Raw genomic sequence first — 23,752 nt, 5'->3', positions numbered from 1 at the left:
CCGGTCAGTTCAGCGGCCCTGCGGGCAGGTCCTTGGTGAACGCCAGGGGCCCGATGGTTTCCGGGTCCGCCGCAAGGTCGAACTGCGCCTGGTAACCGGTGTTCAGGTAGAGGTGCTTGGCCTCCGGCTGCCGTGGCCCGGTGGTGAGGTACAGCCTGGTGTAGCCTCGGGCGGCCGCCAGGGCCTCGAGTTCGGCGAGCACCACGCGGGCCAGCCCGCGACGGCGGTGGGCCGAGTGGGTCCAGATCCGTTTCAGTTCCGCCGTGGCGGGGTCGTACCGGCGGAACGCGCCGCCGGCGATCGACTCGCCATTTTCCTGGATCACCAGGAGGGCGCCATGGGGGCCCTCGAATTCGGCCGCCGGGTAGCGGTTCAGTTCCTCGGCCGCGGCGCCGCGGCCAAACAGGTCCCCGTAGCGGGTGTCATATTCGACGGCGAGCTCGTCCAGGAGCGGGCGGACACGGAGATCGTGCATGGGCAGGCTGAGGACAGTCAGGGCGTTGGGGTCCAGGGGCCTGGGACGGAGGCCGGGTTCTGCGGTCACTGGTCATTCCTTGTCACGGATCAGGTCTTTCCGACGGCGGCTGGCTGGGGAGTTGCTGGTACTGAAACTACCGGTTCTTCGGGAGCCGGGGCGGACGCGCCGGCCAGGTCCCGGGCAGCTGCGAGGACGGTCCGGGCCAAGGCGTCATTTTCCCGGAACGGTGCGGCGTTGGTGTGCGGGCGGGCGAAGGCGCCGGCGCCCCACCCGGAGGTTCCCGGGCCCACTGCGAAGAGGGTGGGCTGGGGTGCGCCGCCGGAATCCACCAGCTGGTGCCGGGCCGAGACCAGCAGTTTTCCGGTGGAGTGGATGCCGTCCGAGGTCAGCAGCTGCTGTTCGCTGCCCAAACCGGTTCGGTGCAGCGAGGTGAGCACCGGGTTGAGCGAGCGGGCCACGGATGTGGCCGGGAGCCGTGCCTCGATCAGTGCCGTGGCTGGCACCGTGACCCCGGACTGCCGCGATGTGGCGACGAAGGTCCCTGTGGTCTCGTCGGCGGTCACGTCCAGGCCCGGGCCCAGGAACTGCAGCAGGCCGGCCCGGTGCAGTGCGAGCATCTGGCGCAACCGGTGCGGCGGGGGTCCGGAATCGACGAAGCTGAAGAAGCCGTGCCACCAGCCGTGGACCACGTGCTGGGAGCGCGCGTTCAACCGCTCCGGCGGAACCACCCGGCCCACTTCCATATATACGTGCAGCAGGGCCAGGAACAGCGCGTGCGTCTCCGGATGGTCCGGGCTGTCACGCAGGGCCAGGTCGTGTTCGATGTAGCCGGCCACGGCGTCCTGCACGTCCTGGTGGCCCGTGAAGGCCCGGCCGTCGAAGGGCCGGTCCAGCCGCTCCAGGTCCAGATGCAGTTCTGGGTCGGGGACCGCGGCGGCAACCAGCGATTCGCGCCCGCCGCTGTACCAGTCCAGCTCCGCGTACCGGGCGGCGAACTCGCTCCACCCCATGGCGGCACGTTCGGGGCTGCCCGTCAGGAGCTCGCGGTAATAGCAGTAGCCGGCTTCCTTGGCGATGAGCGGCCACAGGTCCCGGCGGAAGTCCAGTTCCCCCTGGCGCACCAGCAAGGAGTCCACCGCGGCTTTCGTGAAGAAGTGCAGCGGCCCCGGCGCCTGTCCGCGAAGGGCTGCGGAAATCTTGGAGTGGTAGGGCACGCCCCGGCGGGAGCCGGCCCACAGCCGTGGTTCGCGCCCGGACGGAAGGTAGCGGAGCCCGCCGTCGGGCGTTTCCTGGAACCTGCCGCCGCGGCCCTCCATGAGCAGGACCAGCAGGTCCACGAAGGCCAGGCCCATCCCGGACACGATCACGTCCTGTCCAGGGGCGATGGGGGAGTAGTCGACGTCGGTGGTGTAGCTGGGTGCCGCGTGGTAGCCGCCGTGCCGGGCGGCGAAGTCCGAGAACTCCGCGGACACGGCGTCCGGGCGGGAATCCGTGTGGCCCAGCGCCGTCACCACGATATCCGCGTGCAGGGTGCGGCCGTTGCCCAGCTCGACGTCGTGCCCGCCGCCGGGCCGGGGCGTGATGCCAACGGCCGTGGTGCGGTGCACGGTGACGCTGCGGCCCAGCGATTTGGCGGCGCGGCGGAAGAACCATTCGAGGTACTGGCTCTGCAGCCGGCGGGTGGGAAACGTGGTGCCGGTGAGGGCCCGGAGCTGGTCCCACAGGGGCTGCGGAAAGTCCGGGACGTCGATGATGGAGGCATCCAGCACGCCCGCGGCCCATTCGGCCAGGCCAGGACCGGGTGCCGAGGGACCGGCGCAGTCCACGGAATCGTCGGTGAACATGGTGATGTCCGCGGCCATGGAGTTAAGCAGGAGGCCCGGGTCCTGGTCGTACCGCCAGATGCGGCCGGAACCCGGGATGTGCGGTTCCACCACATGGAGCTGCAGCGGGCCGGCGAAGACGTCCGGCCGGTTGGCCGCGATCCGTTCGAGCACGCCCGCCGTGCGCGGTCCGCCGCCAATGAAGACGATGGCCGGGATGGTGTCTGGCATGGGTACTCCTGACGGCCGGGGCTGGGTTGATTGCCCATGCTAGGCAGCCGTGACGACGCCGGTCGAGCGCCTGGTCACGGCCGTTAACGCCGCGTCACAGCGCGTTAAGGGACGCAAAAAACCGACGCATGACGCCGTGCGAAGTCCCGTGAAGTATTGCAACCTGCCGCCTTGCTGGCCCGTTCCGGCCGGTCCTAGATTTGCAGCCAGCACCGGCCGCCACGCCCCGTATCGACGGGCAGCGGCCCACAAGGAAAACCCAGCACGAGAAGCGAGGTGGCGCATGAGTTCAGCAACAGGGGTGGCGCAGTCCCAACAGTCGCAGCCGGTACCGGCGGCGGAAGCGCCGCCGGCAGGAACAGGCACATCCGGCGCCGGCGGCTCCGCCACGGAGGCGGCGCCCCGGGTGGCAAAGGACTACTCGTCCTATCGCGTGGTGGCCGCCAAGCATCCGTGGCGCTGGGTGGGGACTGCCGTCGTCGCGCTCGGTGTCCTGGCCGTGGCATGGTCGCTGGCCACCAACCCGCGCTGGGAATGGGGGGTTGTGGCCCAGTGGTTCACCGCCCAGTCCGTGGTCAACGGCCTGGTGGAAACACTAAAGCTGACGGCGATCTCAGGTGTCCTCGGGTTCGTGCTGGGCTTCATCCTGGCGCTGATGCGGCTCTCGGCCTCGCCCCTGCTGGTCTCGGTGTCCTGGACGTTCTCCTGGATCTTCCGGTCCACGCCGCTGCTGGTCCAGATGCTCCTCTGGTACAACCTGGGCTACCTGTACGAAAAGATCAGCTTAGGTGTCCCGTTCACCGATGTCCGGTTCTTCGAAGTGCAGACCACCACGCTGATCAGCCAGTTCGCCGCAGCCGTCCTGGGCCTGACCCTGAACCAGGCCGCCTACTCCGCGGAGATTATCCGCGGCGGCATCCTGTCCGTGGACCAGGGCCAGCTGGAGGCGGCGGCCGCACTGGGCATCCCCGCCTGGCGCCGCTCCACCCGGATCGTGCTGCCGCAGGCCATGCGCGCCATCCTGCCCACCGCCTTCAACGAGATCATCGGCCTGGTCAAGGGCACCTCGATCGTCTACGTCCTGGCCTACTCGGAGCTGTTCTACACGGTCCAGGTCATCTACAACCGCACCCAGCAGGTCCTGCCGCTGCTGCTGGTGGCCACGCTCTGGTACATCGTGATCACCTCCGTGCTGAGCGTCTTCCAGTACTACATCGAACGCCACTACTCCAAGGGCGCGGTGCGGAACCTGCCGCTGACGCCCCTGCAGAAGGCCCGCAAATTCTTCGCCACCCACGCGGCAGTGCCCAACCGGAGGAACCCCTGATGACTGACACCCTCACCGCCCCCACAGCCACCCGCGGCCTGGTGGAAATCACCGGCGTGCGCAAATCCTTCGGCCCCACGGAAGTCCTCAAAGGCGTCAGCCTCACCGTGGAACCGGGCGGGGTGGCCGTGATCGTGGGCCCCTCCGGCTCCGGCAAATCCACCCTGCTGCGCACCATCAACCACCTGGAAAAGGTGGACGGCGGCCACATCACCATCGACGGACAGCTGGTGGGCTACAAACTCCGTGGCGACCGGCTGCACGAGCTGCGCGAAAAGGAGATCCTGAAGCAGCGCACCGACATCGGCATGGTGTTCCAGAACTTCAACCTGTTCCCGCACCTCACTGCCCTGGAGAACGTGGCGGAAGCCCCGGTCGTGGCCCAGGGGCGGTCCAAGGAGGACGCCCGCCGCCGCGGCCTGGAACTCCTGGACCGGGTGGGGCTCAAGGACCGGGCCGGTGCCTATCCCCGCCAGCTCTCCGGTGGCCAGCAGCAGCGAGTCGCCATTGCCCGTGCCCTGGCCCTGGATCCCAAGATTCTGCTGTTCGACGAGCCCACCTCCGCACTGGACCCCGAGCTGGTCAACGAAGTGCTGGACGTCATCCGCGAACTCGCCACGTCCGGCACCACGCTGATCATCGTCACCCATGAGATGGGCTTCGCCCGCGACGTGGCGGACACCGTGGTGTTCATGGACCAGGGCCAGATCGTGGAACAGGGCACCCCCAAGGAAATTTTCAGCAACCCCCAGGAACCGCGCACCCGGAGCTTCTTCTCCAAGGTGCTGGAACCGGCCTTCAACATCTAAGGACCTCCCATGGCTTTCTCCACCCGCGGCCTCCGCCGCAGCCGCGCGCTCGCGGTGCTTCCCGCCGTCGTCCTCCTTGGCACCGCCGCGCTGGCAGGGTGCGCCGATCCCGGCGCCTCGGCCGCCGGCAACCCCAGCGGCGGCGCGCAGACGACGGCGGCCCGCAACGGCGTGGTCTACAACACGTCCCCGGACCAGCAACGGATCCGCGCGGAGAAGGACCCGGCGCTCGCCGCCAAGGTTCCCGCCCTGATCAGCAAGGACGGCAAGCTGACGGTGGCCACCACGGCCGGTTCCATCCCGCTGTCCTTCCACGCCACGAACGACAAGACGCCGATCGGCTCCGAGCTGGACATTGCCCAGCTGGTGGCGGACAAACTGGGCCTGGAGCTGGACGTGCAGGTCACGTCCTGGGAGAACTGGCCGCTGAAGACCCAGTCCGGCGACTTTGAGGCCGTCTTCTCCAACGTGGGCGTGAACAAGGACCGGGTGAAACTGTTCGACTTCGCCAGCTACCGCGCCGCGTACATGGGCTTCGAGGCCAAGAAGTCGGCCACCTATGACATCAAGGGCGCGGACGATATCTCCGGCCTGAAGGTCTCCGTGGGGTCCGGCACCAACCAGGAGAAGATCCTGCTGGCCTGGAACAAGGAACTGGAGGCCAAGGGCAAGGCCCCGGCCACGCTGCAGTACTACTCGTCCGACGCCGACACCATCCTGGCGCTCTCCTCCGGCCGGACGGACCTTAACATCGCCCCCTACCCGTCCACCGTGTACCGGGAAAACACCCGGGACGACCTGAAGGTGGTGGGCAAAGTGAACGCAGGCTGGCCGTCCGAAACCCTGGTGGCAGCCACCACCCTGCGCGGTAACGGCCTGGCGCCGGTCATCTCCGAGGCCCTCAACTCGGCCATCAAGGACGGCTCCTACGGCAAAGTGCTGGAGCGCTGGGGCCTGTCCGAGGAAGCCCTGCCCGAATCCAAGACCATCACCGATGAGAATTTCGCGGCCACCCAATCCGCTGCAACTCCTTCCGGGAAGGCCTCATGAACGCCGTACACACTGAAACCGCCCTCGAGTCCTTCGACACCGACTGGCAGGAATGGCACGCCGCCCACGAACAGCACCGCGCCCACCCGCACGGCTTCCTGGCGGTGACCCACCTGCACTGGCTGGGCAGCGAACCCGCCCGGCTGGAAGGCGCCCCGGGCACCTGGAGCGTGGCGGCCGACGTCGTCCGCGTCCTTTTGGAGCCGGGTGACAGCCTGCAGCAGGACGGCACGGAGCTGAACACCGAATCCGGCGCATCGCTGGAGTTCGGGCCTGTCGAAGAGCGCGGCGGCATCAACCTGGTCTCCGGCGAGACCGTCATTGAACTGGCCAAGCGGGGCGGCGAGTACATCGTGCGGCCGCGTCATCCCGAAAACCCGCTCTTGCAGGCCTACCAGGGCACACCCGCCTACTCCCCGGATGCCGCGTATGCCGTCCGCGGGACGTTCGTGCCGTTCGAGGCGCCGCGGCCCACCACCGTGGGTGCGGCCGTGGAAGGCATCCAGCATGTCTACGAGGCGCCCGGCGAGATCCGCTTCAAGCTGGCCGGCCAGGAGCTGGCGCTGACCGCGTTCAACGGCCACGCGCCCGGCTCCCTGTCCGTGCTGTTCACCGACCAGACCTCCGGCAAGACCACCTACGCGGCCAACCGCTCCCTCTCGGTGGTGCCCGCCGTGGACGGATCCGTGGTGCTGGACTTCAACCGGGCCGTGAACCTGCCGTGCGCCTACACGGACCTGGCCACCTGCCCGCTGCCGCCAGCCGAAAACCGCCTGCCCGTGGCCATCGAAGCCGGCGAAAAGATTCCCTACGAACGTCAGGATCAGCAGTGACTACCTTTGAAAAGCCGGGCTTCCTGGCGATTGAGCTCGACGGCGCCGGCTGGGACGGTGCGGACCTTGCCCGCGCCGTGCTGTCGGCAGAGTCGGCCGGCTTCCACGCTGCCACCTTCACCGACGCGCCGGTTCCCGGCCGGGCCAACGCCCTGCAGCGGGCAGCCTTCGCGGGGCCGGTGACGCACGCCATTGCGCTGGTCCCGGAGGTGGACACCGTCTACACCGAGCCCTTCCACGTCTCCACCCAGCTGGCCAGCCTGGACTACGTGTCCGGCGGCCGGGCCGGGTGGATCGCCACCGCCGCCGACGCACCTGGGGCGGCTGCCGCCGTCGGCCGTTCCGCCGTCACCGGCGAGGCGCTGGGGCAGGAAGCGGCCGCCTCCATCGAGGTGTCCCGCCGGCTGTGGGATTCATGGGAAGACGACGCCGTGATCCGCGATGTCGCCACCGGCCGGTACATCGATGTGGACAAGCTGCACTACGTCGATTTCCAGACGCCTGCCGATTTTGCCGGCGCCAACTATTCGGTCAAGGGGCCATCCATCATTCCGCGGCCGCTCCAGGGGCAGTTGCCGGTGCTGGTTCCCGCGTCCCTGCTCGGCGAAGTCCGGGCGGACGCGGTGGATGCCGTGCTGGTGTCCGCGCCCGCAGCGGAACTGCTGGCCGCCGAGGTCCGCGACGTCCGGGCCCGGGTGGGTGCCGGCGTTGCCGTGGTCGCCGAGCTCGACGTCGTCCTGGACGCCCGCGGCCAGGACGCGGCTGCGCGGGACGAATCGTTCGACGGCGGCCGGGCGGCTTTCGCAGGTTCTGCGGCCGGCCTCACCGACTTCCTCGCCGACCTTCTAAAGGAGGCCGACGGCGTGCGGCTGCACCCGGCGTCGCTCTTTGTTGACGTGGAGGAACTGGGCCGGCTGGTCCTTCCGGAACTGCGGCGCCGCGGAGCACTCCGCCCGGTGGCGCAGGGCGGAACCTTCCGCGACCTGCTCGGCCTGGAGCGCCCGGCCAGCCGCTATGCAACCGCCGCCGCTGCGCCTGCCGGCGCCGGAAAGTAAGGTAAAACCATGACACAGCACACCCGTGCTACATCCGACATCTTCACTCCGAGCGGCCAGATCCAGTTCGGGGTCTTCTTCCAGGGCGTCAACTCGGGCACCATCTGGAAGGCACCTGAATCGGGTTCGCAGACGGACTTCGAATCGTTCCGCCGCATCGCCCAGACCGCGGAGCGGGGCCTGTTCTCCGCATTCTTCCTGGGCGAGGGGCTGCGCCTGCGGGAGCACCTGGGCCGCCCGCACGCGCTGGACGTGGTGGGCAGGCCGGATGCGCAGACCATGCTCGCCTCCTTGGCGTCGGTGACCACGAACATCGGCCTGGTGGCCACCCAGAACACTACCTACAACGATCCCGCCGACCTGGCGCACCGGCTCGCCTCCCTGGACCTGATCTCGGGTGGCCGTGCGGCGTGGAACATCGTGACCACTGACAATGCCTGGACCGGAGCGAACTTCCGCCGCGGCGGCTACCTGGACCACGCCGACCGGTACAAGCACGCCGAAGCATTCGTGGAGACGGCCAAACGGATCTGGGACTCGTGGGAGACGCCGGACGGCCCATCCCGCCGGGTGCTGCATCAGGGGCAGCACTACACGGTGGACGTCACACCCCGGCTGCCGCGCAGCGCCCAGTACCGGCCGGTGCTGTTCCAGGCCGGCGATTCGCCGGAGGGCCGCAACTTCGCAGCCCGGCAGGCGGACGTGATCTTCTCCGCCCACCCCAAGTTCGACGACGCCGTGGAGTTCCGGAAGGACCTGGTGGAGCGGTCCGTGGCCGCCGGCCGTGGCGCCAACGCCGTGCAGATCATGCCGGCCAGCGAGTTCATCCTGGCGCCCACTGCCGCCGAAGCCGCGGAGAAGAAGGAATGGGTGCGCAGCCTACAGATCGGCCCGCAACAGGCCATTGCCTACCTGGAGCAGTTCTGGGGCCGCGAGCTGTCCTCCTACGATCCGGACGGCCCCCTGCCGGAGATCGATCCGGTGGTGGAGGAAACGTCTGAAACCCGGGGCAGCGGTTTCCATGGCGCCAAGGCCCGGCAGCTGGCGGACCAGTGGCGGGCGGAGGCCAAGGACAAGGGGCTGTCCATCCGGCAGTTCGTCACCTCGAAGACCGCGCGGATCGATTCCACGTTCACCGGCTCCTACACGGCCGTGGCCGATCACCTGGCCGAGTACGCGCGGGTGGGGGCCGTGGACGGGTTCAACATTTCCCCGTGGCTGATTCCCACCGGCCTGGACGACATCGTGAACCACCTGGTCCCCGAACTCCAGGAACGCGGCGTGTACCCCACCGAGTACCGGGGCAGCACGCTCCGCGAGCACCTGGGGCTGGAAACGCCCGTGCGTACCGCCGATGAGGCGGCCGCGGCGGTCCGCGCCTGATGCGCTGGGCCGGTTTTGCCCGCTGGGCTGGCTTTAATTGGAAGGCTGGTTTTGCCGGACGGGACGACGACGGCGGCAGGGCGGGTGCCGTCGTCGAACCTTCCGCGGGGGCTGGTGCCGTGGTGGCTGGTTCGTCCGTCACCGCCCTCAAGCTGACGGTATGGGAGCAGTGGGTGTAGGGCCTGCCACCTCCCTGCCTGTCCTTGGGTGCTAGTCGGTTTCCGGGCTTTGGCAGTAGAAGCAGGTGCCTTCATCGCAGTCTTCTGCAGTGTCCTGCTCCGTTTGTCGCTGGCTCATTTGCGGATCCTTTCCGTGGGGGTTTGTGCAGTAGTACCCCGCTCAGGGATTTGCCCGGGACCCCTTCCGGGTCCCGGGCAAACACTGGGGTGGTGGCTTGGCGGCCGGTTAGTGGGCCAGGGCCGGTTCGGCCAGCTGGACCTTTTCCGCCTCGGTGGGCACGAAGCCCGCCTGGAGTTCGGAGCGGAGCTTGCCCATGTCCAGTTCGCCCTGCCATTTGGCGATTGCCACGCAGGAGACGATGTTGCAGACCGTGCTGGTGAGGGCGCGGGCCTCGCTCATGAACCGGTCGATGCCAACGATGAGGGCCACGCCGGCCACCGGCAGGGTGGGCATGACCGTCAGGGTGGCCACCAGGGCCACGAAGCCACTGCCTGTGACGCCGGCCGCGCCCTTGGAGGTCAGCAGCATCATGCCGAGCATCAGCAGGATCTGGCCCCAGCTGAGGTGGATGTCGCAGGCCTGGGCGATGAACATGGAGGCGAGGGTGAGGTAGATGGCCGTTCCGGTGAGGTTGAAGGAGTAACCGGTGGGGACCACGAGTCCTACGACGCTGCGGTCGCAGCCGATCCGTTCGAGCTTGGACAGCAGGCGCGGCAGGACCGGTTCGCTGGAGGACGTGGCAAGGACGATCAGGAATTCGTCCTTGAAGTAGCGCAGGATCTGCCAGAGGCTGAAGCCGGTCACCCTGGCCAGGATGCCCAGGCCCACCACCACGAAGACGATGCAGGCGGCGTAGAAGGCAAGGATCAGCATGCCGAGGTTGCCGATGGAGTGGGCGCCGTACTTGCCAACGGTGAAGGCCATCGCCCCGAAGGCGCCCAGCGGAGCCACCTTCATGATGTAGCCGAACATGATGAAGAGCAGCTTGTTGAAGCTGTTGACCACGTTCAGTGCCAGCTGGCCCGGTGCTCCGAGCTTGCTGAAGGCGAAGCCGCACAGCAGTGCAATGACCAGCACGGGCAGGACTTCACCGTCGGCGAAGGCGCCAACGAAGGTGGTGGGGATGATGCTGAGGATGAAGTCCACGGGGTTGCTGCTGGGCAGCTGCGTGGTGTACTTCTGCGCCACCGAGGAGTCCAGGTGCGTGGGATCGATGTGCATGCCGGCGCCGGGCTGGAACAGCATCACGGAGGCCAGGCCCAAAGCGAGGGCGAGTGCCGTCAGTGCGTAGAAGAGGCCAAGCGAGCGGACCAGGGTGGGGCCGACCTTCCTGGTGTCCCGCAGTGAAGTGATGCCTCCGACGATGGTGCAGAACACGATGGGCGCGATCATGAACTTCACGAGTTTCACGAAGCCGTCGCCGATGGGCTTGAGCGATGCACCGAGGTCCGGCCACAGTGCGCCCACGACGACGCCGAGGGCGACTCCGATAAGTACCTGGACATACAGGTGTCCGAGGATGGATTTGATCTTCATTGAACAACTTCCTGGTTGGTGCGGCCCCTTAATGATGGGGCAAAGAAATAGGGGTTTTAGGCGGACAGCTCGGCGGCCGGGGCCACGTCGATATCTGCGGTGGCGATGTGGCGGGCTGCCCGGTGGAGGGCCACTTCGCTGACGGTGCCGGAGTCATCGGTGATGATGTCGGCGGTGATCACGCCGGCGGGTGTCCCGATCCGCAGCAAGCGGGGGGCTCCGGTGCCGGCGGAGGATGATTGGGCTGCTGCGTTGGCTACCACCGACGACGGCTGCGAGGCTGCGAGGGCCACTGCCACGGCTGAGGTGAGGCCGATGGCCGGGTGGGGCGCGAGCATGGACAGCATCCGCACCCGCACGTCGTGGCTTCCGGCGGTGATGGTGGTTCCGTCCGCGGCGATGTAGTCCCCGGCAGGCGCCACAACCCCGACTTTCGGGACAGCGTTCTGCGGCGGATCCTCAGGCTTGCGCAGCCCCATGATCAGGCCTGCTGATGCACGTGCCGCAATGAGGGTGGGCAGCTGCGCGGAGAGGTTCTCCGTCATCGAGGAAAGGTCGACGCCGGACTGGTCGGCTGCGAGGAGTACGGCAGGGGCGCCGGCGTCCACCATCGTTGCATCCAGGATCCTGCCGTTGACCTCAAGCTGGTCCACCGGGTTGCCGGTGGGCAGGAGTGCGCCGGTGTTCTGGCCCCAGGGGCCGTGGAACGAGAGGCTGACGGGAACACCGGCGGCGCTGCTGCCCGGAACCCGCGCCAGCCCCGATTTGGGAATGTGGCCGCCGGGAGTTGGAACCGCTCCGCTGAGCACGGCGCCGGAGGTGACGTGGCGCATGCGGACCTTGGTCATGCCGTCCCTGGCCGGAACGATGCCCGTCTGGACTGCGAACAGGGCAATGGCGGTGGCGCAGTTGCCGCAGTTGGACCCCAGCTCCACGGTGGGGTCACCGATCCCCACCTGGGCGAAAAGGTAGTCGAGGTCTGCCTCGGCGCCAGGGGTGGCCCAGATGACCGCGGCCTTCGACGTGGTGGACGTTCCGCCGCCGACGCCGTCCAGCTGCCGCGCATCCGCTGCACCGAAAGCGGCGGACAGCAGCGCGGGGATTTCCTCGCGGGTGGGGGCGTGGAGGGCCACGTCCCTGGCATCGAAGAGCCAGCACTTGCTGGTGCCGCCCCGGTACCAATGTCCTTTGAGTCCCACTGTATTTCTCCCTCGTAACTTGCAGGTGCTCTACTTCACAGCACCTTGTCCTTCTACGATCCGGGATGGCAGCCTTCAGCACAATCGCAAATAAATGGACGACTATCTACTTTTGCTAAACTCAATGCATGGCAATCCTCGACCTCCACCGGCTCCACGTGCTCCGCGAGGTGGGCCGTTCCGGCTCCCTGACCTCCGCTGCCGCCGCCCTCTCCTTCACCACGTCAGCGGTGTCGCAGCAGATCGCGAAACTCGAGCAGGAGATGGGCGTGGTCCTCATCGAGCGCCACCCGCGCGGCGTGGTCCTGACCGAGGCGGGGCACGCCCTGCTGCACTACGCCGACGACATCGACAGGACCGTGGAAGCTGCCCGTGCCGAAATGGGGGAGTTCGCGGGCCTTCGGCGCGGCCAACTCCGGCTCGGGACCTTTCCCACCGGCGGGGCCTCCCTGATGCCGGACGTGGTGCTGGCGTTCCGGGCCCGCCATCCGGAAGTGGCGGTGACGGTGGTCAGCGCCCGCCGGGACGGTTTGCTGGAACGGTTGCGGCGGCGGGAAATCGAACTGACGCTCCTGTGGGACTATCCCTGGCAGCAAATAGAGGATCCTGACCTGGCCCTGGTCCGGCTGACGAACGATCCGACGGTGCTGCTGGTCCCGCGGGAGCATCCCATTGCGAAACTGGGCTCGGTCCGCATCGGCGCATTGAGCGACCAGGAATGGGTGGTACGCGACGAGCACCCCGTGGCCGACGTCCTCAGCCGGGTATGCCGCGACGCCGGGTTCGAGCCGCGGATCGCTTTCGCCGCCAACGATTACCAGGAGACACAGGGCATGGTGGCGGCCGGCATCGGCATCGCCTTGGCACCCAGGCTTGCGCTGACGGCCCTGCGCCCCGACGTCGTGGCGGTTCCGCTCGCAGGGTCCCCAAAGCGCCGCATCCTCCTTGCCCACCTGGCAAACCGGCGGCTCAGCCCCGCGGCGCAGCAGGCAACCAAGGTTTTCCGTTCCATCGCCAAGGGCGCGGCTTCCTGACAATGGATGGTGCCGCCGTCGTACCGTGCCTTTCCTGATGCCTACCGGGCCAGGGGCCCGGCAACCAGCGCCCTGGCAAGGTCCATGAATTCGGCGTGGGTCACCGGAGCAGGGCCTGCCGTCGAGGCTGTTGACGTGCAGGTGTTCCGTGCGATGGCGAAGCTGTCGCTGACGACGCGCCGGTGCACAATGACGCTCCCGATCGCCGGCAGGACCAGCAGGAACTGGCCGTAGTTGCCCGCAGCCAGGAACGCCCCCTCCCACTGCGGGCCGGATTCCCGGGGGAGCCACCACAGGTAGCCGTAGTCGCAGGTGCCAAAACCGGTGGCCGGCGCCATGTCTGCGCGCCTCACATGGGTGGCCACGCTCTCCCTGACCCATTCCCGGGGGACATGCTGCCGGCCCTCCCACTGGCCGCCGGCAGCCATCAGCAGCCCTATCTTCGCCAGGTCCCGGGCGGAGAGGAAGAAGTGGTAGGCCGGGAAGGCGGACTTTCGGTCGTCCCCGAGCATCTGCTGGCGTGAGGGGACGTAGTCGTCGAACCCCAGCGGACCGGCCAGGTGCTTCTCGAACGCTTCGAAGACGGCCAGGCCGCTGGCCTTCTCGAAGATGGCGCCGGCGGCGTTGAAATCCCAGTTGTTGTAGACGAAATATTGCCCGGGCGCCTTTGTGCCACGTGCAGGGAAAGCATCCTCGTCACTGCCCGGGCTGGACGGCGGATGGTAGACCCCCGATCGCGAGGTCAGGAGGTCACGGAGCCGCGACGTCCTCTCGATGGGCAGCAGGCCGCCAACATCATCAACACCGAGCTCATCGAGGGTGGTGTCGAGGCTGACCGTGCCGGCGTCCACCTGGATGCCGAAAAGGATGGAGAGCAGGCTCTTGCGCATAGAGGCGACGTAGCTGGCGTGGGTAGTGTCGCCGAGTTCGACGACGGTCCTGCCGTCCTGGAGGACCAGCAGGGACGAGGTGTTCCTGGGTACCGGAAGTGCGGCGGTCACGGGGCCTCCTGGTGGGTGGTGTGGAACGAAAAGCCTGGGGACCCGGCGGAGGCCGGGTCCCCAGGCGCGGGATTTCGGGGTTACTTGGTGTAGCCGAACACCTGGTTCCACTTGGTCAGGTCGTCCTTGCCGTAAGTGGTGGCGTCGCTGTTCTGCATGCGATAGACCTTGCCGGAATCGACGGCGGGGAGGGTTACGCCCATGATGGTGGGCGGTGCCACGTCGGTGCGGACCGGGTATTCACCGATCTGCGCGAAGACCTGCTGGCCCTGCTTGGAAAGGTTGTAGTTCATGAAGACCTTCGCGGCTTCCACGTTCGTGGCGGTGCCCGTCATGCCCAGGTAGTAGTCGTACGAGACGAGTCCTTCCTCGGGGACGATGAACTTGACCGGGGCCTTGTCCTGGACTGCCGAGATGTTGGTCCCGCTGATGGTGACCGTGCCTACGGCCACTTCACCACGGGCCAGCGCCGTGGCTTCAGCACCCAGGGAGTCATAGATTTTGGGCTTCTGCGCAGCGTACTTGGCGAAGTAGTCGCCGCCCATCTTGGTTTCCATGAACCTGTTCAGCGCAGCTGTGCTCCCGCCCGAGCCGCCCTGGACGATGCCCAGCTTGCCCTGCCACTTCCCGCTGACGGCATCCGCCCATGACTTGGGGGCATCGGCTTCCTTCACCAGCTGAGTGTTGTAGCCCAGGGTGTAGACGGAGTTGAACATGCGGGTGAACTGGCCGCCGTCCACGGAAACGTCCTTGAGGGCGGAGGCGCCGGGGACGTCATAGGCCTTCCAGACCTTGGCGTCCTCCATGGACTTGGCAATCCGGTAGTCCGACGTGCGGATGACGTCGGCGCTGAGCTTGCCGGCACCCTGCTCGGACAGTACGCGCTCGGAGAGCTTGTTCGGGGTGAGCCGGACGACGTTGACCTTGATGCCGGTGTCCTTGGTGAAGGCGTCCACCAGTGCGCTTTCGGAGGAATCGGTGTAGCCGGAGTACAGGGACAGTGTTTGCGATTTCGCCTTCTCGTACGTGGCCTCGTCAGCGATGGACTCGCCGTTGATCACCAGTCCGTCATCGGTGCTTACGGTGGCTGTGGCCGTGACCACGCCGGCACTCTGGGCAGGGCTTCCGCAGCCGGCAAGGCTGAGGGCGAGCAGCACTCCGGCTGCGGTGAAAGCGGGCAGTTTGGACGCTAACTTCATTGTGGTGTCCCTTTCAAAGGTGGGTGGGAGGTCAGTTCTTGGTCTTGCGTTCGCCGCCGACTTTTTGGGCGATGACGGCGAGGATTCCGATGACGAGGCAGTACAGGACGCTGACGGCGGCAGCAGCCTGGCTCTGGCCGTTGTCGAAGTTGTCGAACACGAGGATGGACAGGATCCGGGTGTTCGAGGTGAAGAGGAAGATGGAGGCGCTGAGCTCACGCATGGAGAGCATGAGGAACAGCAGGAACGACGACATGATGCCCACGCGCATCAGGGGCAGGGTGACATCCAGGACGGACCGGGTCCGCCCGGCGCCGAGCATCACGGCGCTGTCTTCGAGGTCCTGGTCCATCTGGAGCATTGACGCGGAGACACCGCGGTATCCCTGCGGCATGAACACGGCCACGCAGGCGACGGCGAGGATCGCCAGGGTGCCGTAGATGGGCAGGGGCAGCAGCAGCCAGGTCCAGAGCAGTCCGATGCCCATGACGATGGCGGGGACGGCGAGAGGGGTCATGGCCACCAGCTCGATCAGGCGTCCCACCTTGGACTTGGTGCGGTACCGGATGTAGGAGGCGATGAAGCTGAGGGTGGTTCCGGCGAAGGCTGCGATCAGGGCCACCAGGACACTGTTCTTCAGGGCGAGCTGGAAGTCGTTGGATCCCAGGACCTCGATCAGCTTCGCGAAGCTAAGGGAGTTGGCTTCGAGCAGCTGCGACATCGAGGACACGAACGGGGTGGCCTGCATCGAAGCGGCCAGCAGGGCCAGCATCGGCAGGACCACCGAAACGGCGAAGTAGGCCAGGGCCAGGATGGTGAACGGCCAGCGCATCTTGCGAAGCGGCACCTGGCGGGGACGGTTGCCCTTGCCGGTCATGGTGGTGAATTTGCGCTTGTTGATGATGCGCTGCTGGATGAGGGTCACGGCCATCAGCGCAACGGTCAGGATCACGGCGACACTCGCCGCCTGGTTGCTCTTGGCGGGCGTGGCGCTCATAAGGCGGTAGATGTAGGTGGGCAGGGTGTCCACGCCGGCGGGGTTGCCGATGACCTGGGCCACGGGGAAGTTCTCCATGGTCAAGGCGAAGACCAGGACGGCGGAGCCCAGGATGGCCGGCAGGGCCAGGGGCAGGGTGACGGTCCGCAGCATGGTGCGCAGCGGAGCCCCGTGGACGGTGGCGGCCTCTTCGAGGTCGGCGTTCATCATCGACAGCGAGCTGTGCAGCAGCAGGAAAGCGTACGGGGCGTAGAAGATGCCCAGCACGAACACCAGGCCCGGGAGGCTGTAGATGTTGATGGCGGCATCAACGCCCAGGTCGCGGAGGAAGATGTTGATGTACCCGGCGCTGGGCGAGCACAGGAGGGACCAGGCCAATGCGCCCACCAAGGCGGGGATGAACATCGGCGCCATCCCGATGAAGAAAATGAACTTCCGCCACGGCGCATCGGAGCGGGCACACACGAAGGCCAGGAATGCCCCGATCAGCAGGGCGATGATTGCTGAGCCGGCACCGACCATGAGCGAATTGACCAACGCGCCGAGTGCTTCCGGGGTGGCCAGCAGAGCCAGGTTGGTTAGCGTCAGGCCGCCCAGGGAGATGCTGCCCGGCCGGGGAACGCTGTCCGAGAACGCGGCGAGCAGGACCAGGGCCAGCGGAAGGACGATGAGGACGCCGAGGATGACCAGGACGATCAGGCCCGGCGTGTTCTTCCGGAGGCCCGAAAGGGTCCGGGCTGCACGGTAGTCCCGGGGCGCAGGCATGGGTGCGAGGCGGGCGTCGGCGCCGGTGGCCGCCTCGGTGGTCTTGAGGCTCATGCGAGGACCTCCGCCGGCAGGATCTGGACTTCGCGGGGGTTGACGGTCACCCACACGCGGTCCCCCACTTTGTGCTGTTCGCCGCGGCGAAGTCCGCCCAGGGCATCAAGCTCGGGCCCGGATTCCAGTTGGATAGCGTACCGGATGTCATTGCCCTGGAACCCCGCTACCCGGACCGTTCCCGGCCAGGAGTTGGGGTGTTCGGTCGGCATGGCGGTGATCTGCAGGTCCTCGGCCCGAATGCACACCTTGGGGGAGGTCCCGGCGTCACTGGCCAGCTGGGCCGACTGGACGGTGAGCTCGCTGTTGGCGATGCGCGCGGTGGTGGCGCCGCCGGCCGTCCCCTCCGGGGTGCAGTCCATGATGTTGGAGACGCCGAGGAAGTGGGCAATCGAGGCGCTGGCGGGGGCCTCGTACATGTGCTGCGGGGCGCCCATCTGCACAATCCGCCCGCCCTGGAGCAGGGCGATGCGATCGGCCAAGGCGAAGGCTTCGTGCTGGTCGTGGGTGACGTACACGCAGGTGAGGCCCAGCTGGAGCTGGATTTCTCGCAGTTCAACACGGAGCCGGTCACGCAGGCGGGCGTCAAGGTTGGAGAGCGGTTCGTCGAGCATGAGCACGCTGGGCCGCATGACCAGGCTGCGCGCCAGGGCGACACGCTGCATCTGGCCGCCGCTGAGCAGGCTGGCGCCGCGGTCCGCGTAGGGCTCCAGGCCGACCAGCGTGAGGGCCTCCATGACGCGTTCATCGATCTCGCTCTTGGAGAGTTTCTTCTGCTTGAGCGAGTAGGCAACGTTCTGGGCCACCGTCATGTGCGGCCACACCGCGTAGGACTGGAAGACCATGCCGACGTTGCGCTTGTTCGGGGGCAGGTTGATGCCTTTTTCGGAATCGAAGACCACCACGTCGTCGATGATGATCCGCCCCGAGGTGGGCTCCTCCAGGCCGGCGATGCAGCGCATGGTGCTGGTCTTGCCGCAACCGGACTGGCCCAGGAGAACCAGTGCCTCGCCGTCTTCGATGTCGAGGTTGAGGTTTTCGATGGCAGTGAAGCTTCCGTACTTCAGCTGCAGGTTTTGAATGCTGATTTTCATGGCTGATTCCTTGGCTGGGTTTTTCCGGTAGGGGTTTCTTCAGTCACTGGGCACCAGGATGGTGCTTTCGCTGATGACGCGGGCCGAGCGTTGAAAGGAGACTTCGGCGGGATCGGCTGCATCCAATGCCAGCGCCGTCTTGCCTCTCAACAGGTGGATAAAGAGTTCGGCCTCCGCAGCCGGAACCAGGCTGCGCTGCACCACGCTGCCTGCTGTTCCTGAGGCGGCACCGACGGCGACAGCGCTGGTGAGGCCGATGGCGGGGTGGAGTGCGGTCATCGAGATCATCCGGGCGGAAACGCCGGTTGTTCCTTCCGGCGGAGGCCCCACGATGCCCACCTTCGGAATGAAGCTGAGGTCCTGCGGCAGGCCCATCCTTCGGGCGGCCGCAGCGCGCAGCCGCGGAGCGATCCGGACCAGCGCCTCCAAAGCTTCCTCGCTGCCGGTTGCGTCCAGCCCCAGGCCCTGTGCGGCAAAGAGTGCGGCCGGGGCGCCTGCGTCGATCAGTGTCGCCTGGTACCGCTGCCCGTCGACCTCGATGTCATCGATGGCGTTGCCCGTAGGGAACTGTGCTCCGTAGGTGGACCATGAGTTTTTCTGGAAGATGACATCGATGGGGACGCCGGGGTAATGCTGGCCGTCAAGCCGCCGCCCGCCGTAGGCCGGCACCTGGGCCCCCGGGGTGGGGATCTCGCAAACGAGACGCAGCCCGGTCACGGTGTTCAGGATGGGTACCCGGGTGACTTCCCCTGTGGGAGCGACCAGCCCGGCGTGGAGCGCGTACAGACCCAGCGCTGTTGCGCAGTTGCCGCAGTTGCTGGCCCACTCGACTGCCGGTTTGTCGATGGCCACCTGGGCGAACCGGTAGCGGACCGTGCCGTCCGGGTCGGTGCCGCCCACGGTGATGGCTTTGCTGGTGGTTGACGAGGCGCCGCCGACTCCGTCGATTTGGCGGAGGTCCGGCGAACCGAAAGTGCGGATAAGGAGGCGGTCCGTCTCCAGGGCGTCAGACGGAAGGTCCTCATCCCGGAATATCCAGCATTTGCTGGTGCCGCCACGGACGAGGGTGGCCGGTACCGGCGTGACCGGAAGGGGGCCGGCTTGCGGTTCTTCCCTGAATAGAAGCGTCATTGGTTCTCCTGAAATACCCCTCGCTGCCGTGTGCAGCCGACGGGTAAATGTTCAAAGCTGAGCAAACCAGAATCCGATAATTGCCCTGCTGTATGGCGTTGGTCACAAACGGTATACCGTTAATATGGCTTAAGCAACAGTGAGAATAATCTGAATACAGATAGGAATGTTTGGGCTCCGTGCGACCGTGGCGTATGTGCTGGAACTCCACACGGTGTTCACAGCGCGCCGAAACGGTATGCAGTGCGATAGAATTGCGGCTAAAGGTATGGCGCTGGCGCGTCCTGCCGCTTGTTTGCATGAAGACCGGAGGCCGCCCGTGGCGTCGCAACCAGAGACAAGCCCCTACCTGATGATCAGGAACGCCATCATCTCGCAGGCCTGCCTCCCCGTGCCCAGCTCGTTGAAAGCGCCCTGGCCAAGAAGTACAACGTCTCCCGGACGCCCATCAGGGAAGCCTTGCGGCGCCTCGAAACCGAGGGGCTCGTGGAGCGCTACGGTTCGCGAATGCAGGTGCGGGAGTACCGCCCGGAGGAGATGCTGGACCTCTACGAGGTGCGCACCTTCCTGGAGGAGGCGGCCGCAAAAACCGCGGCTCTCCGGCACACCGACATGGACCTGATGCTGATCGACCGCGCCCACCAGGCCATGGTCACCCTTGATTTCGATGCTGCCACTCCGGCTGAACTGGCCGCCGCCAACCGCACCTTCCATGAGCGCATCTGGGCCGCCAGCCACAGCGCCGCCCTCCTTGACCTGCTGGACCGGATCCTGGTCCACTTCATCCGCTACCCCGGCACCACGCTCTCCACCAAGGAGCGCTGGGACCGCGTGCTGAAGGAGCATGAGGAGCTGTTGGTGGCCATCCGCGCACGGAACGCGGAGGAGGCCGGCCGCATCGCCAGCGCCCACATGGACGAGGCAAAAAACATCCGCATCCAGATGTACATCGACGCCCAGGAAATCAGCCACCCGCGCCTGGGGTAGCCACAAATCCCGGCATCAAACCGCTCCGCCGAGCCCGTTAAGCCTGCGCCAAGACGCTATTGCATGCGACGGCATACCTATGTATACAATCGTGTACAGCGATGGAGCTGAGGAGATTGATGATGATCAAGAGCGACGTTTTGGTGGTTGGCGGCGGCAACGCCGGATTTGCGGCAGCCCTTGCAGCCGCCGAGCATGGACGCAAAGTGGTCCTGCTCGAAAAGGCGCGGGAAGCCGCATCGGGCGGCAACAGCTTCTACACCGCCGGCGCCACCCGCATCTCCCATAACGGGCTCCAGGAGCTGACCGAATTCGTGGAGCCTGACGAGCGGCACGCCGTCAGTGAAGTCCCCGCCTATACCGCTGCCGAGTACCTTGCCGATCTGTCCAAGGTCTCTGAAGGGCGCAACGACCCCGAACTGTCCGCGGTCCTGGTCAGCGAAAGCAACCCGACATTGCGTTGGCTTCACGGCATGGGACTCAAATACCGGCTGATGTATGAGCGCCAGGCGTACCGGACCCAGGACGGTGGGTATCTGTTCTGGGGCGGGCTGCACGTGGGCAACGTGGGAGGCGGAAAGGGGCTCATGACCGACCATCGGGCGGCCGCGGAGCGCATGGGCGTTGAGGTCATCTATGACTGCGCAGCCACCGGACTGATCCAGAAGGACGGCCGCGTCCGCGGGGTCCGGTACCGCACCCCGTCCGGAGAAGCTGAGCTCCGGGCCGAGTCGGTCATCCTCGCCTCGGGAGGTTTTGAAGCATCACCTGAACTGCGCCGCCGGCACCTGGGGGAGGGCTGGCAGAACGCGAAGGTCCGCGGCACACCGGGCAACACGGGTGAGATGATCGTCGCCGCATTGGACGCCGGCGCTGCCAGGGGCGGCGACTGGTCAACCTGCCACAGCGTCGCCTGGGACGCCTGGCACCCGGAGAACGAGGGCAACCTGGAACTCACCAACCAGCTCACCCGCGGTGGGTACCCGCTGGGCATCGTGGTGAACAACGACGGGAAGCGGTTCGTGGACGAGGGCGCCGACTACCGCAACTACACCTATGCGAAGTACGGCCGGGACATCCTTGCCCAGCCGGGCTCGGCCGCCTTCCAGATCTTTGACGCTTCTTCCCGCCCCATGCTGCGCGCCGAGGAGTACGACATGCCGGGGGTTTCGGTGGTCACTGCGCCGAGTCTTGCCGAGCTGGCACAGAAGGCCGGCATCAGCCCTGAGGGACTGGAGGAGACGGTGAAGAGCTTTAATGATTCGATCACCGAGGGCGCCCCGTTTGACCCCAACGTCAAGGACGGGCGCCGGGCGGACACCCAGCCGCCGAAGAGCAACTGGGCCCGAAGCATCGCCACCGGCCCGTACTACGCGTTCCCGGTGACCTGCGGCATCACCTTCACATTCGGCGGCCTCAAGACAGACACCTGGGGACGCGTGCTGACCGAAGATGCAGTGCCGCTTGATGGGCTCTATGCCTGTGGTGAAGCCCTGGGTGGTTTGTTCAGCGGCAACTACCCCGGCGGCTCCGGGCTTGCGGCGGGCGCCGTCTTCGGCCGCCGCGCAGGCTCCATCGCCTAGGCAACCCAGCAGCCCCCACCAGCAACGGAAAAGAGGAAAAAGTGGCCATTCCCATCCACCAGCGGCTTCGCGAGGATGTTCTCGCGAGCGTCTTTGCGCCTGACGAGCCGCTCACGGAGGCCAAGCTCACCGAGCGGTACGGGGCCTCCCGGACACCGGTGCGGGAGGCGCTGCAGCGGCTGGAACAGGACGGACTGGTGGAACGGCGCGGCAAGGCGGTGGTGGTCCGAACGCATTCGGCCGAGGAAATCATTGATATCTACGAGTCAAGGATCATCCTGGAGCAGGCCGCCGCAGCCAAGGCTGCCGTCAAGGCAACAGCCCTGGACCGGCAGCTGCTCACGGGGCTGCTGACGCAGATGCAGCAGCTGGACCCCAGCGACGGCCGGGCGCTCGCGGAAACCAACCGCGCCTTCCACACCCAGCTGTGGCGCGCCACCCACAGCCCGTCGCTGATCGGACTGCTGGAACGCCTGGACCAGCAGGTCCGCCGGTACACGCTCACCACCCTGACCTACCCGGGGCGCTGGCCGGTGGTGCTGGCGGATTACGCCGACCTGCTGGCCGCCATAGGGGACGGCGATTCCGCCCTCGCCGGGGAGATCGCGGCCCGCCACATGTCGGACGCCTTGAATATCAGGTTGAAGATGTACGCCGAAGATCCCAGGACGCTCTAGGCCGCACCGACGGCCGCGGGCGTTCCGCACAAAGACCCGCCGGCAGATGTTCCTGCATACTCCATCGCAACAGGAAACCCGAAAGTCGGGCGCAGGTCATCAGCCGGTGCAAAGAGGCGGGGCAGGCTCCCAAGGGCCTGCCCTGCCTCGCTTTTTCCGGCACCTCGTGCGCCGGGCTGCTTTTGCTGGAACGGACGACGACGGCGGCGGGGTGGGTGCCGTCGTCGAGCCTTCCGTGGGGCAGGCTCCGGCAGCATGAAGCCTCCAGGACGCACAGCAAGGGCACAGATACCACCGGTCCGCCGCATAGCCGCATGCGGTTTCCTTGGACCATGACCCCTTCACGCACCCCCGGCCAGCCCGACGTCGACCAGCCCCATCCCAACCATGACCGCGGGCTGGAGTTCGATCTGGCCACCCTGATGAGCCGCCGGTCCCTGGGCTGTTCCTTGGTGCAGGCGGGGCGGCCGCCGCGCTCGCCGCCTGCACCCCTGCCGGAACCACGGGGTCCACGTCGTCGGCTACGTCGTCAGCCACTTCTTCGGCGGCGTCCTCAGGTTCCGCCGCAGCATCCACGGGCTCCGCTGCCGCCTCGGCCACGCCAACGCTGACGCGGGCAATCGCCGAATGCGGGGTGGAGATTCCGGAGGAAACCGCGGGCCCCTATCCGGGTGATGGCTCCAACGGGCCGAATGTCCTGGAAGCCTCCGGCGTGGTGCGCCGGGACATCACCTCGAGCTTCGGCGCCGCGTCAGCGACGGCGGAGGGTGTGCCTCTGACGTTCACGCTCACCCTGCTGGACAACGCCAACGGCTGCACCCCGATGGCCGGCGCCGCGGTGTACGCCTGGCACTGTGACCGGGACGGGAAGTACTCGATGTACGACTCCAGCCTGAAGAACGAGAACTACCTCCGCGGCGTGCAGGAGGCGGACGCCAACGGTCAGGTCACCTTTACGTCCATCTTCCCGGCCGCCTACTCCGGCCGCTATCCGCACATCCACTTTGAGGTCTTCGAGTCCATGAACAATGCCACCGCTGCCGGGCAGGTGCTGGCCGTCTCCCAGATCGCCCTGCCCAAGGCTGCCTGCGACGACGTCTATGCCACCCCCGGATACGAAAAGAGCGTCACCAACATGACCCGCACCACCCTGCAGTCGGACAACGTGTTCGGGGACGACGGCGGCATCTACCAGCTGGCCACCATGACCGGCTCGGCCGCGGCCGGCTACGCGGCGGGGCTCAACGTGACCATCTAGTGCGCCGGCGCTCCCCGTTCCAGGCAACGGCCCCCCGTTTCACCATCCCGGCCTGATATAAGGGACAA

General features: G+C 66.9%; 20 protein-coding genes and 2 pseudogenes. 13 read left to right on the top strand and 9 right to left on the bottom strand.

Annotated features, from left to right (window positions below; genetic code table 11):
• Nucleotides 1–4 precede the first annotated feature (4 nt).
• Together ACX5I6_RS03570 and ACX5I6_RS03565 are read right to left on the bottom strand one after the other, a co-directional pair.
• Entirely contained in the window at nt 5–544 is a 540-nt protein-coding gene (locus ACX5I6_RS03570; protein WP_461839492.1) for a GNAT family N-acetyltransferase, read from the bottom strand.
• 20 nt (nt 545–564) lie between these two features.
• Nucleotides 565–2,532 carry an FAD/NAD(P)-binding protein gene (locus ACX5I6_RS03565; protein ID WP_461839491.1) on the bottom strand — a complete coding sequence of 656 codons (1,968 nt, stop codon included), beginning with the start codon at nt 2,530–2,532 and terminating at the stop codon, nt 565–567.
• A 283-nt stretch (nt 2,533–2,815) separates the two neighbouring features.
• On the opposite strand from ACX5I6_RS03565, the gene ACX5I6_RS03560 reads away from it, so the two are divergent.
• From ACX5I6_RS03560 to ACX5I6_RS03530, 7 genes are read left to right on the top strand one after another with little or no spacing between them, the layout of a single operon-like run.
• Nucleotides 2,816–3,859, top strand: coding sequence for an amino acid ABC transporter permease (locus tag ACX5I6_RS03560; RefSeq protein ID WP_461839490.1), 1,044 nt, complete (start codon nt 2,816–2,818; stop codon nt 3,857–3,859).
• The gene (locus ACX5I6_RS03555; RefSeq protein ID WP_018763852.1) at nt 3,859–4,668 is read left to right on the top strand and encodes an amino acid ABC transporter ATP-binding protein; all 810 of its coding nucleotides are present in this window, start codon (nt 3,859–3,861) and stop codon (nt 4,666–4,668) included. The genes ACX5I6_RS03560 and ACX5I6_RS03555 overlap by 1 nt, the downstream gene beginning before the upstream one ends.
• A gap of 9 nt (nt 4,669–4,677) precedes the next feature.
• The gene (locus tag ACX5I6_RS03550) at nt 4,678–5,718 is read left to right on the top strand and encodes a transporter substrate-binding domain-containing protein (RefSeq protein ID WP_461839489.1); all 1,041 of its coding nucleotides are present in this window, start codon (nt 4,678–4,680) and stop codon (nt 5,716–5,718) included.
• A complete protein-coding gene (locus tag ACX5I6_RS03545; protein WP_461839488.1) occupies nt 5,715–6,551 on the top strand; it encodes a DUF1684 domain-containing protein in 837 nt (278 codons plus the stop codon). The genes ACX5I6_RS03550 and ACX5I6_RS03545 overlap by 4 nt, the downstream gene beginning before the upstream one ends.
• Nucleotides 6,548–7,606: an LLM class flavin-dependent oxidoreductase gene (locus tag ACX5I6_RS03540; RefSeq protein ID WP_461839487.1), complete on the top strand. Its 1,059-nt coding sequence runs from the start codon at nt 6,548–6,550 to the stop codon at nt 7,604–7,606. The genes ACX5I6_RS03545 and ACX5I6_RS03540 overlap by 4 nt, the downstream gene beginning before the upstream one ends.
• A gap of 9 nt (nt 7,607–7,615) precedes the next feature.
• Nucleotides 7,616–8,989: an NtaA/DmoA family FMN-dependent monooxygenase gene (locus ACX5I6_RS03535; RefSeq protein ID WP_461839486.1), complete on the top strand. Its 1,374-nt coding sequence runs from the start codon at nt 7,616–7,618 to the stop codon at nt 8,987–8,989.
• Nucleotides 8,989–9,168 (top strand): hypothetical protein, encoded by a 180-nt coding sequence (locus tag ACX5I6_RS03530; protein ID WP_461839485.1) that lies wholly within the window; start codon nt 8,989–8,991, stop codon nt 9,166–9,168. Before ACX5I6_RS03535 ends, ACX5I6_RS03530 begins: the two co-directional genes overlap by 1 nt.
• A gap of 226 nt (nt 9,169–9,394) precedes the next feature.
• On the opposite strand, the gene dctA is transcribed toward ACX5I6_RS03530, so the two are convergent.
• The gene (gene dctA / locus ACX5I6_RS03525) at nt 9,395–10,705 is read right to left on the bottom strand and encodes a C4-dicarboxylate transporter DctA (protein ID WP_461839484.1); all 1,311 of its coding nucleotides are present in this window, start codon (nt 10,703–10,705) and stop codon (nt 9,395–9,397) included.
• 56 nt (nt 10,706–10,761) lie between these two features.
• A complete protein-coding gene (locus tag ACX5I6_RS03520; protein ID WP_285248007.1) occupies nt 10,762–11,904 on the bottom strand; it encodes a PrpF domain-containing protein in 1,143 nt (380 codons plus the stop codon).
• 128 nt (nt 11,905–12,032) lie between these two features.
• Here ACX5I6_RS03520 and ACX5I6_RS03515 point away from each other — a divergent pair, with 128 nt between their 5' ends.
• The gene (locus tag ACX5I6_RS03515; protein ID WP_018772062.1) at nt 12,033–12,938 is read left to right on the top strand and encodes a LysR family transcriptional regulator; all 906 of its coding nucleotides are present in this window, start codon (nt 12,033–12,035) and stop codon (nt 12,936–12,938) included.
• A gap of 41 nt (nt 12,939–12,979) precedes the next feature.
• Here the strand turns inward: ACX5I6_RS03515 and ACX5I6_RS03510 are convergent, their stop codons facing one another.
• The 5 genes from ACX5I6_RS03510 to ACX5I6_RS03490 all read right to left on the bottom strand — a co-directional run bounded on the left by ACX5I6_RS03510 (nt 12,980) and on the right by ACX5I6_RS03490 (nt 19,179).
• Complete coding sequence (locus tag ACX5I6_RS03510) at nt 12,980–13,939, bottom strand: serine hydrolase domain-containing protein (protein WP_461839483.1); 960 nt, start codon at nt 13,937–13,939, stop codon at nt 12,980–12,982.
• Nucleotides 13,940–14,019: 80 nt separating this feature from the next.
• Nucleotides 14,020–15,138, bottom strand: coding sequence for an ABC transporter substrate-binding protein (locus ACX5I6_RS03505; RefSeq protein WP_461839482.1), 1,119 nt, complete (start codon nt 15,136–15,138; stop codon nt 14,020–14,022).
• 31 nt (nt 15,139–15,169) lie between these two features.
• Complete coding sequence (locus tag ACX5I6_RS03500; RefSeq protein WP_461839481.1) at nt 15,170–16,954, bottom strand: ABC transporter permease; 1,785 nt, start codon at nt 16,952–16,954, stop codon at nt 15,170–15,172.
• Nucleotides 16,951–18,048: an ABC transporter ATP-binding protein gene (locus ACX5I6_RS03495; RefSeq protein WP_461839480.1), complete on the bottom strand. Its 1,098-nt coding sequence runs from the start codon at nt 18,046–18,048 to the stop codon at nt 16,951–16,953. Before ACX5I6_RS03495 ends, ACX5I6_RS03500 begins: the two co-directional genes overlap by 4 nt.
• A 39-nt stretch (nt 18,049–18,087) precedes the next feature.
• The gene (locus ACX5I6_RS03490; protein ID WP_461839479.1) at nt 18,088–19,179 is read right to left on the bottom strand and encodes a PrpF domain-containing protein; all 1,092 of its coding nucleotides are present in this window, start codon (nt 19,177–19,179) and stop codon (nt 18,088–18,090) included.
• 381 nt (nt 19,180–19,560) lie between these two features.
• Here ACX5I6_RS03490 and ACX5I6_RS03485 point away from each other — a divergent pair.
• From ACX5I6_RS03485 to ACX5I6_RS03465, 5 genes and pseudogenes are all read left to right on the top strand, one after another.
• Nucleotides 19,561–19,620: pseudogene (locus ACX5I6_RS03485) on the top strand (hypothetical protein); the annotation flags it as partial.
• Between the two features lie 18 nt (nt 19,621–19,638).
• On the top strand, nt 19,639–20,166 hold the full coding sequence (locus ACX5I6_RS03480) for a GntR family transcriptional regulator (protein WP_461839478.1): 528 nt from the start codon (nt 19,639–19,641) through the stop codon (nt 20,164–20,166).
• Nucleotides 20,167–20,285: 119 nt separating this feature from the next.
• Nucleotides 20,286–21,749 carry an FAD-dependent tricarballylate dehydrogenase TcuA gene (gene tcuA, locus ACX5I6_RS03475; RefSeq protein ID WP_461839477.1) on the top strand — a complete coding sequence of 488 codons (1,464 nt, stop codon included), beginning with the start codon at nt 20,286–20,288 and terminating at the stop codon, nt 21,747–21,749.
• 41 nt (nt 21,750–21,790) lie between these two features.
• Nucleotides 21,791–22,426, top strand: a complete 636-nt coding sequence (locus ACX5I6_RS03470; protein WP_461839476.1) for a GntR family transcriptional regulator — start codon at nt 21,791–21,793, stop codon at nt 22,424–22,426.
• A 314-nt stretch (nt 22,427–22,740) separates the two neighbouring features.
• A pseudogene (locus ACX5I6_RS03465) lies at nt 22,741–23,684 on the top strand (intradiol ring-cleavage dioxygenase).
• Nucleotides 23,685–23,752 lie beyond the last annotated feature (68 nt).

The sequence above is a fragment of the Arthrobacter sp. MMS24-T111 genome (genome assembly GCF_054888995.1).
The sequence above is the reverse complement of the archived record's forward strand: the minus strand, read 5'-3'. Positions and strand labels throughout refer to the sequence as shown.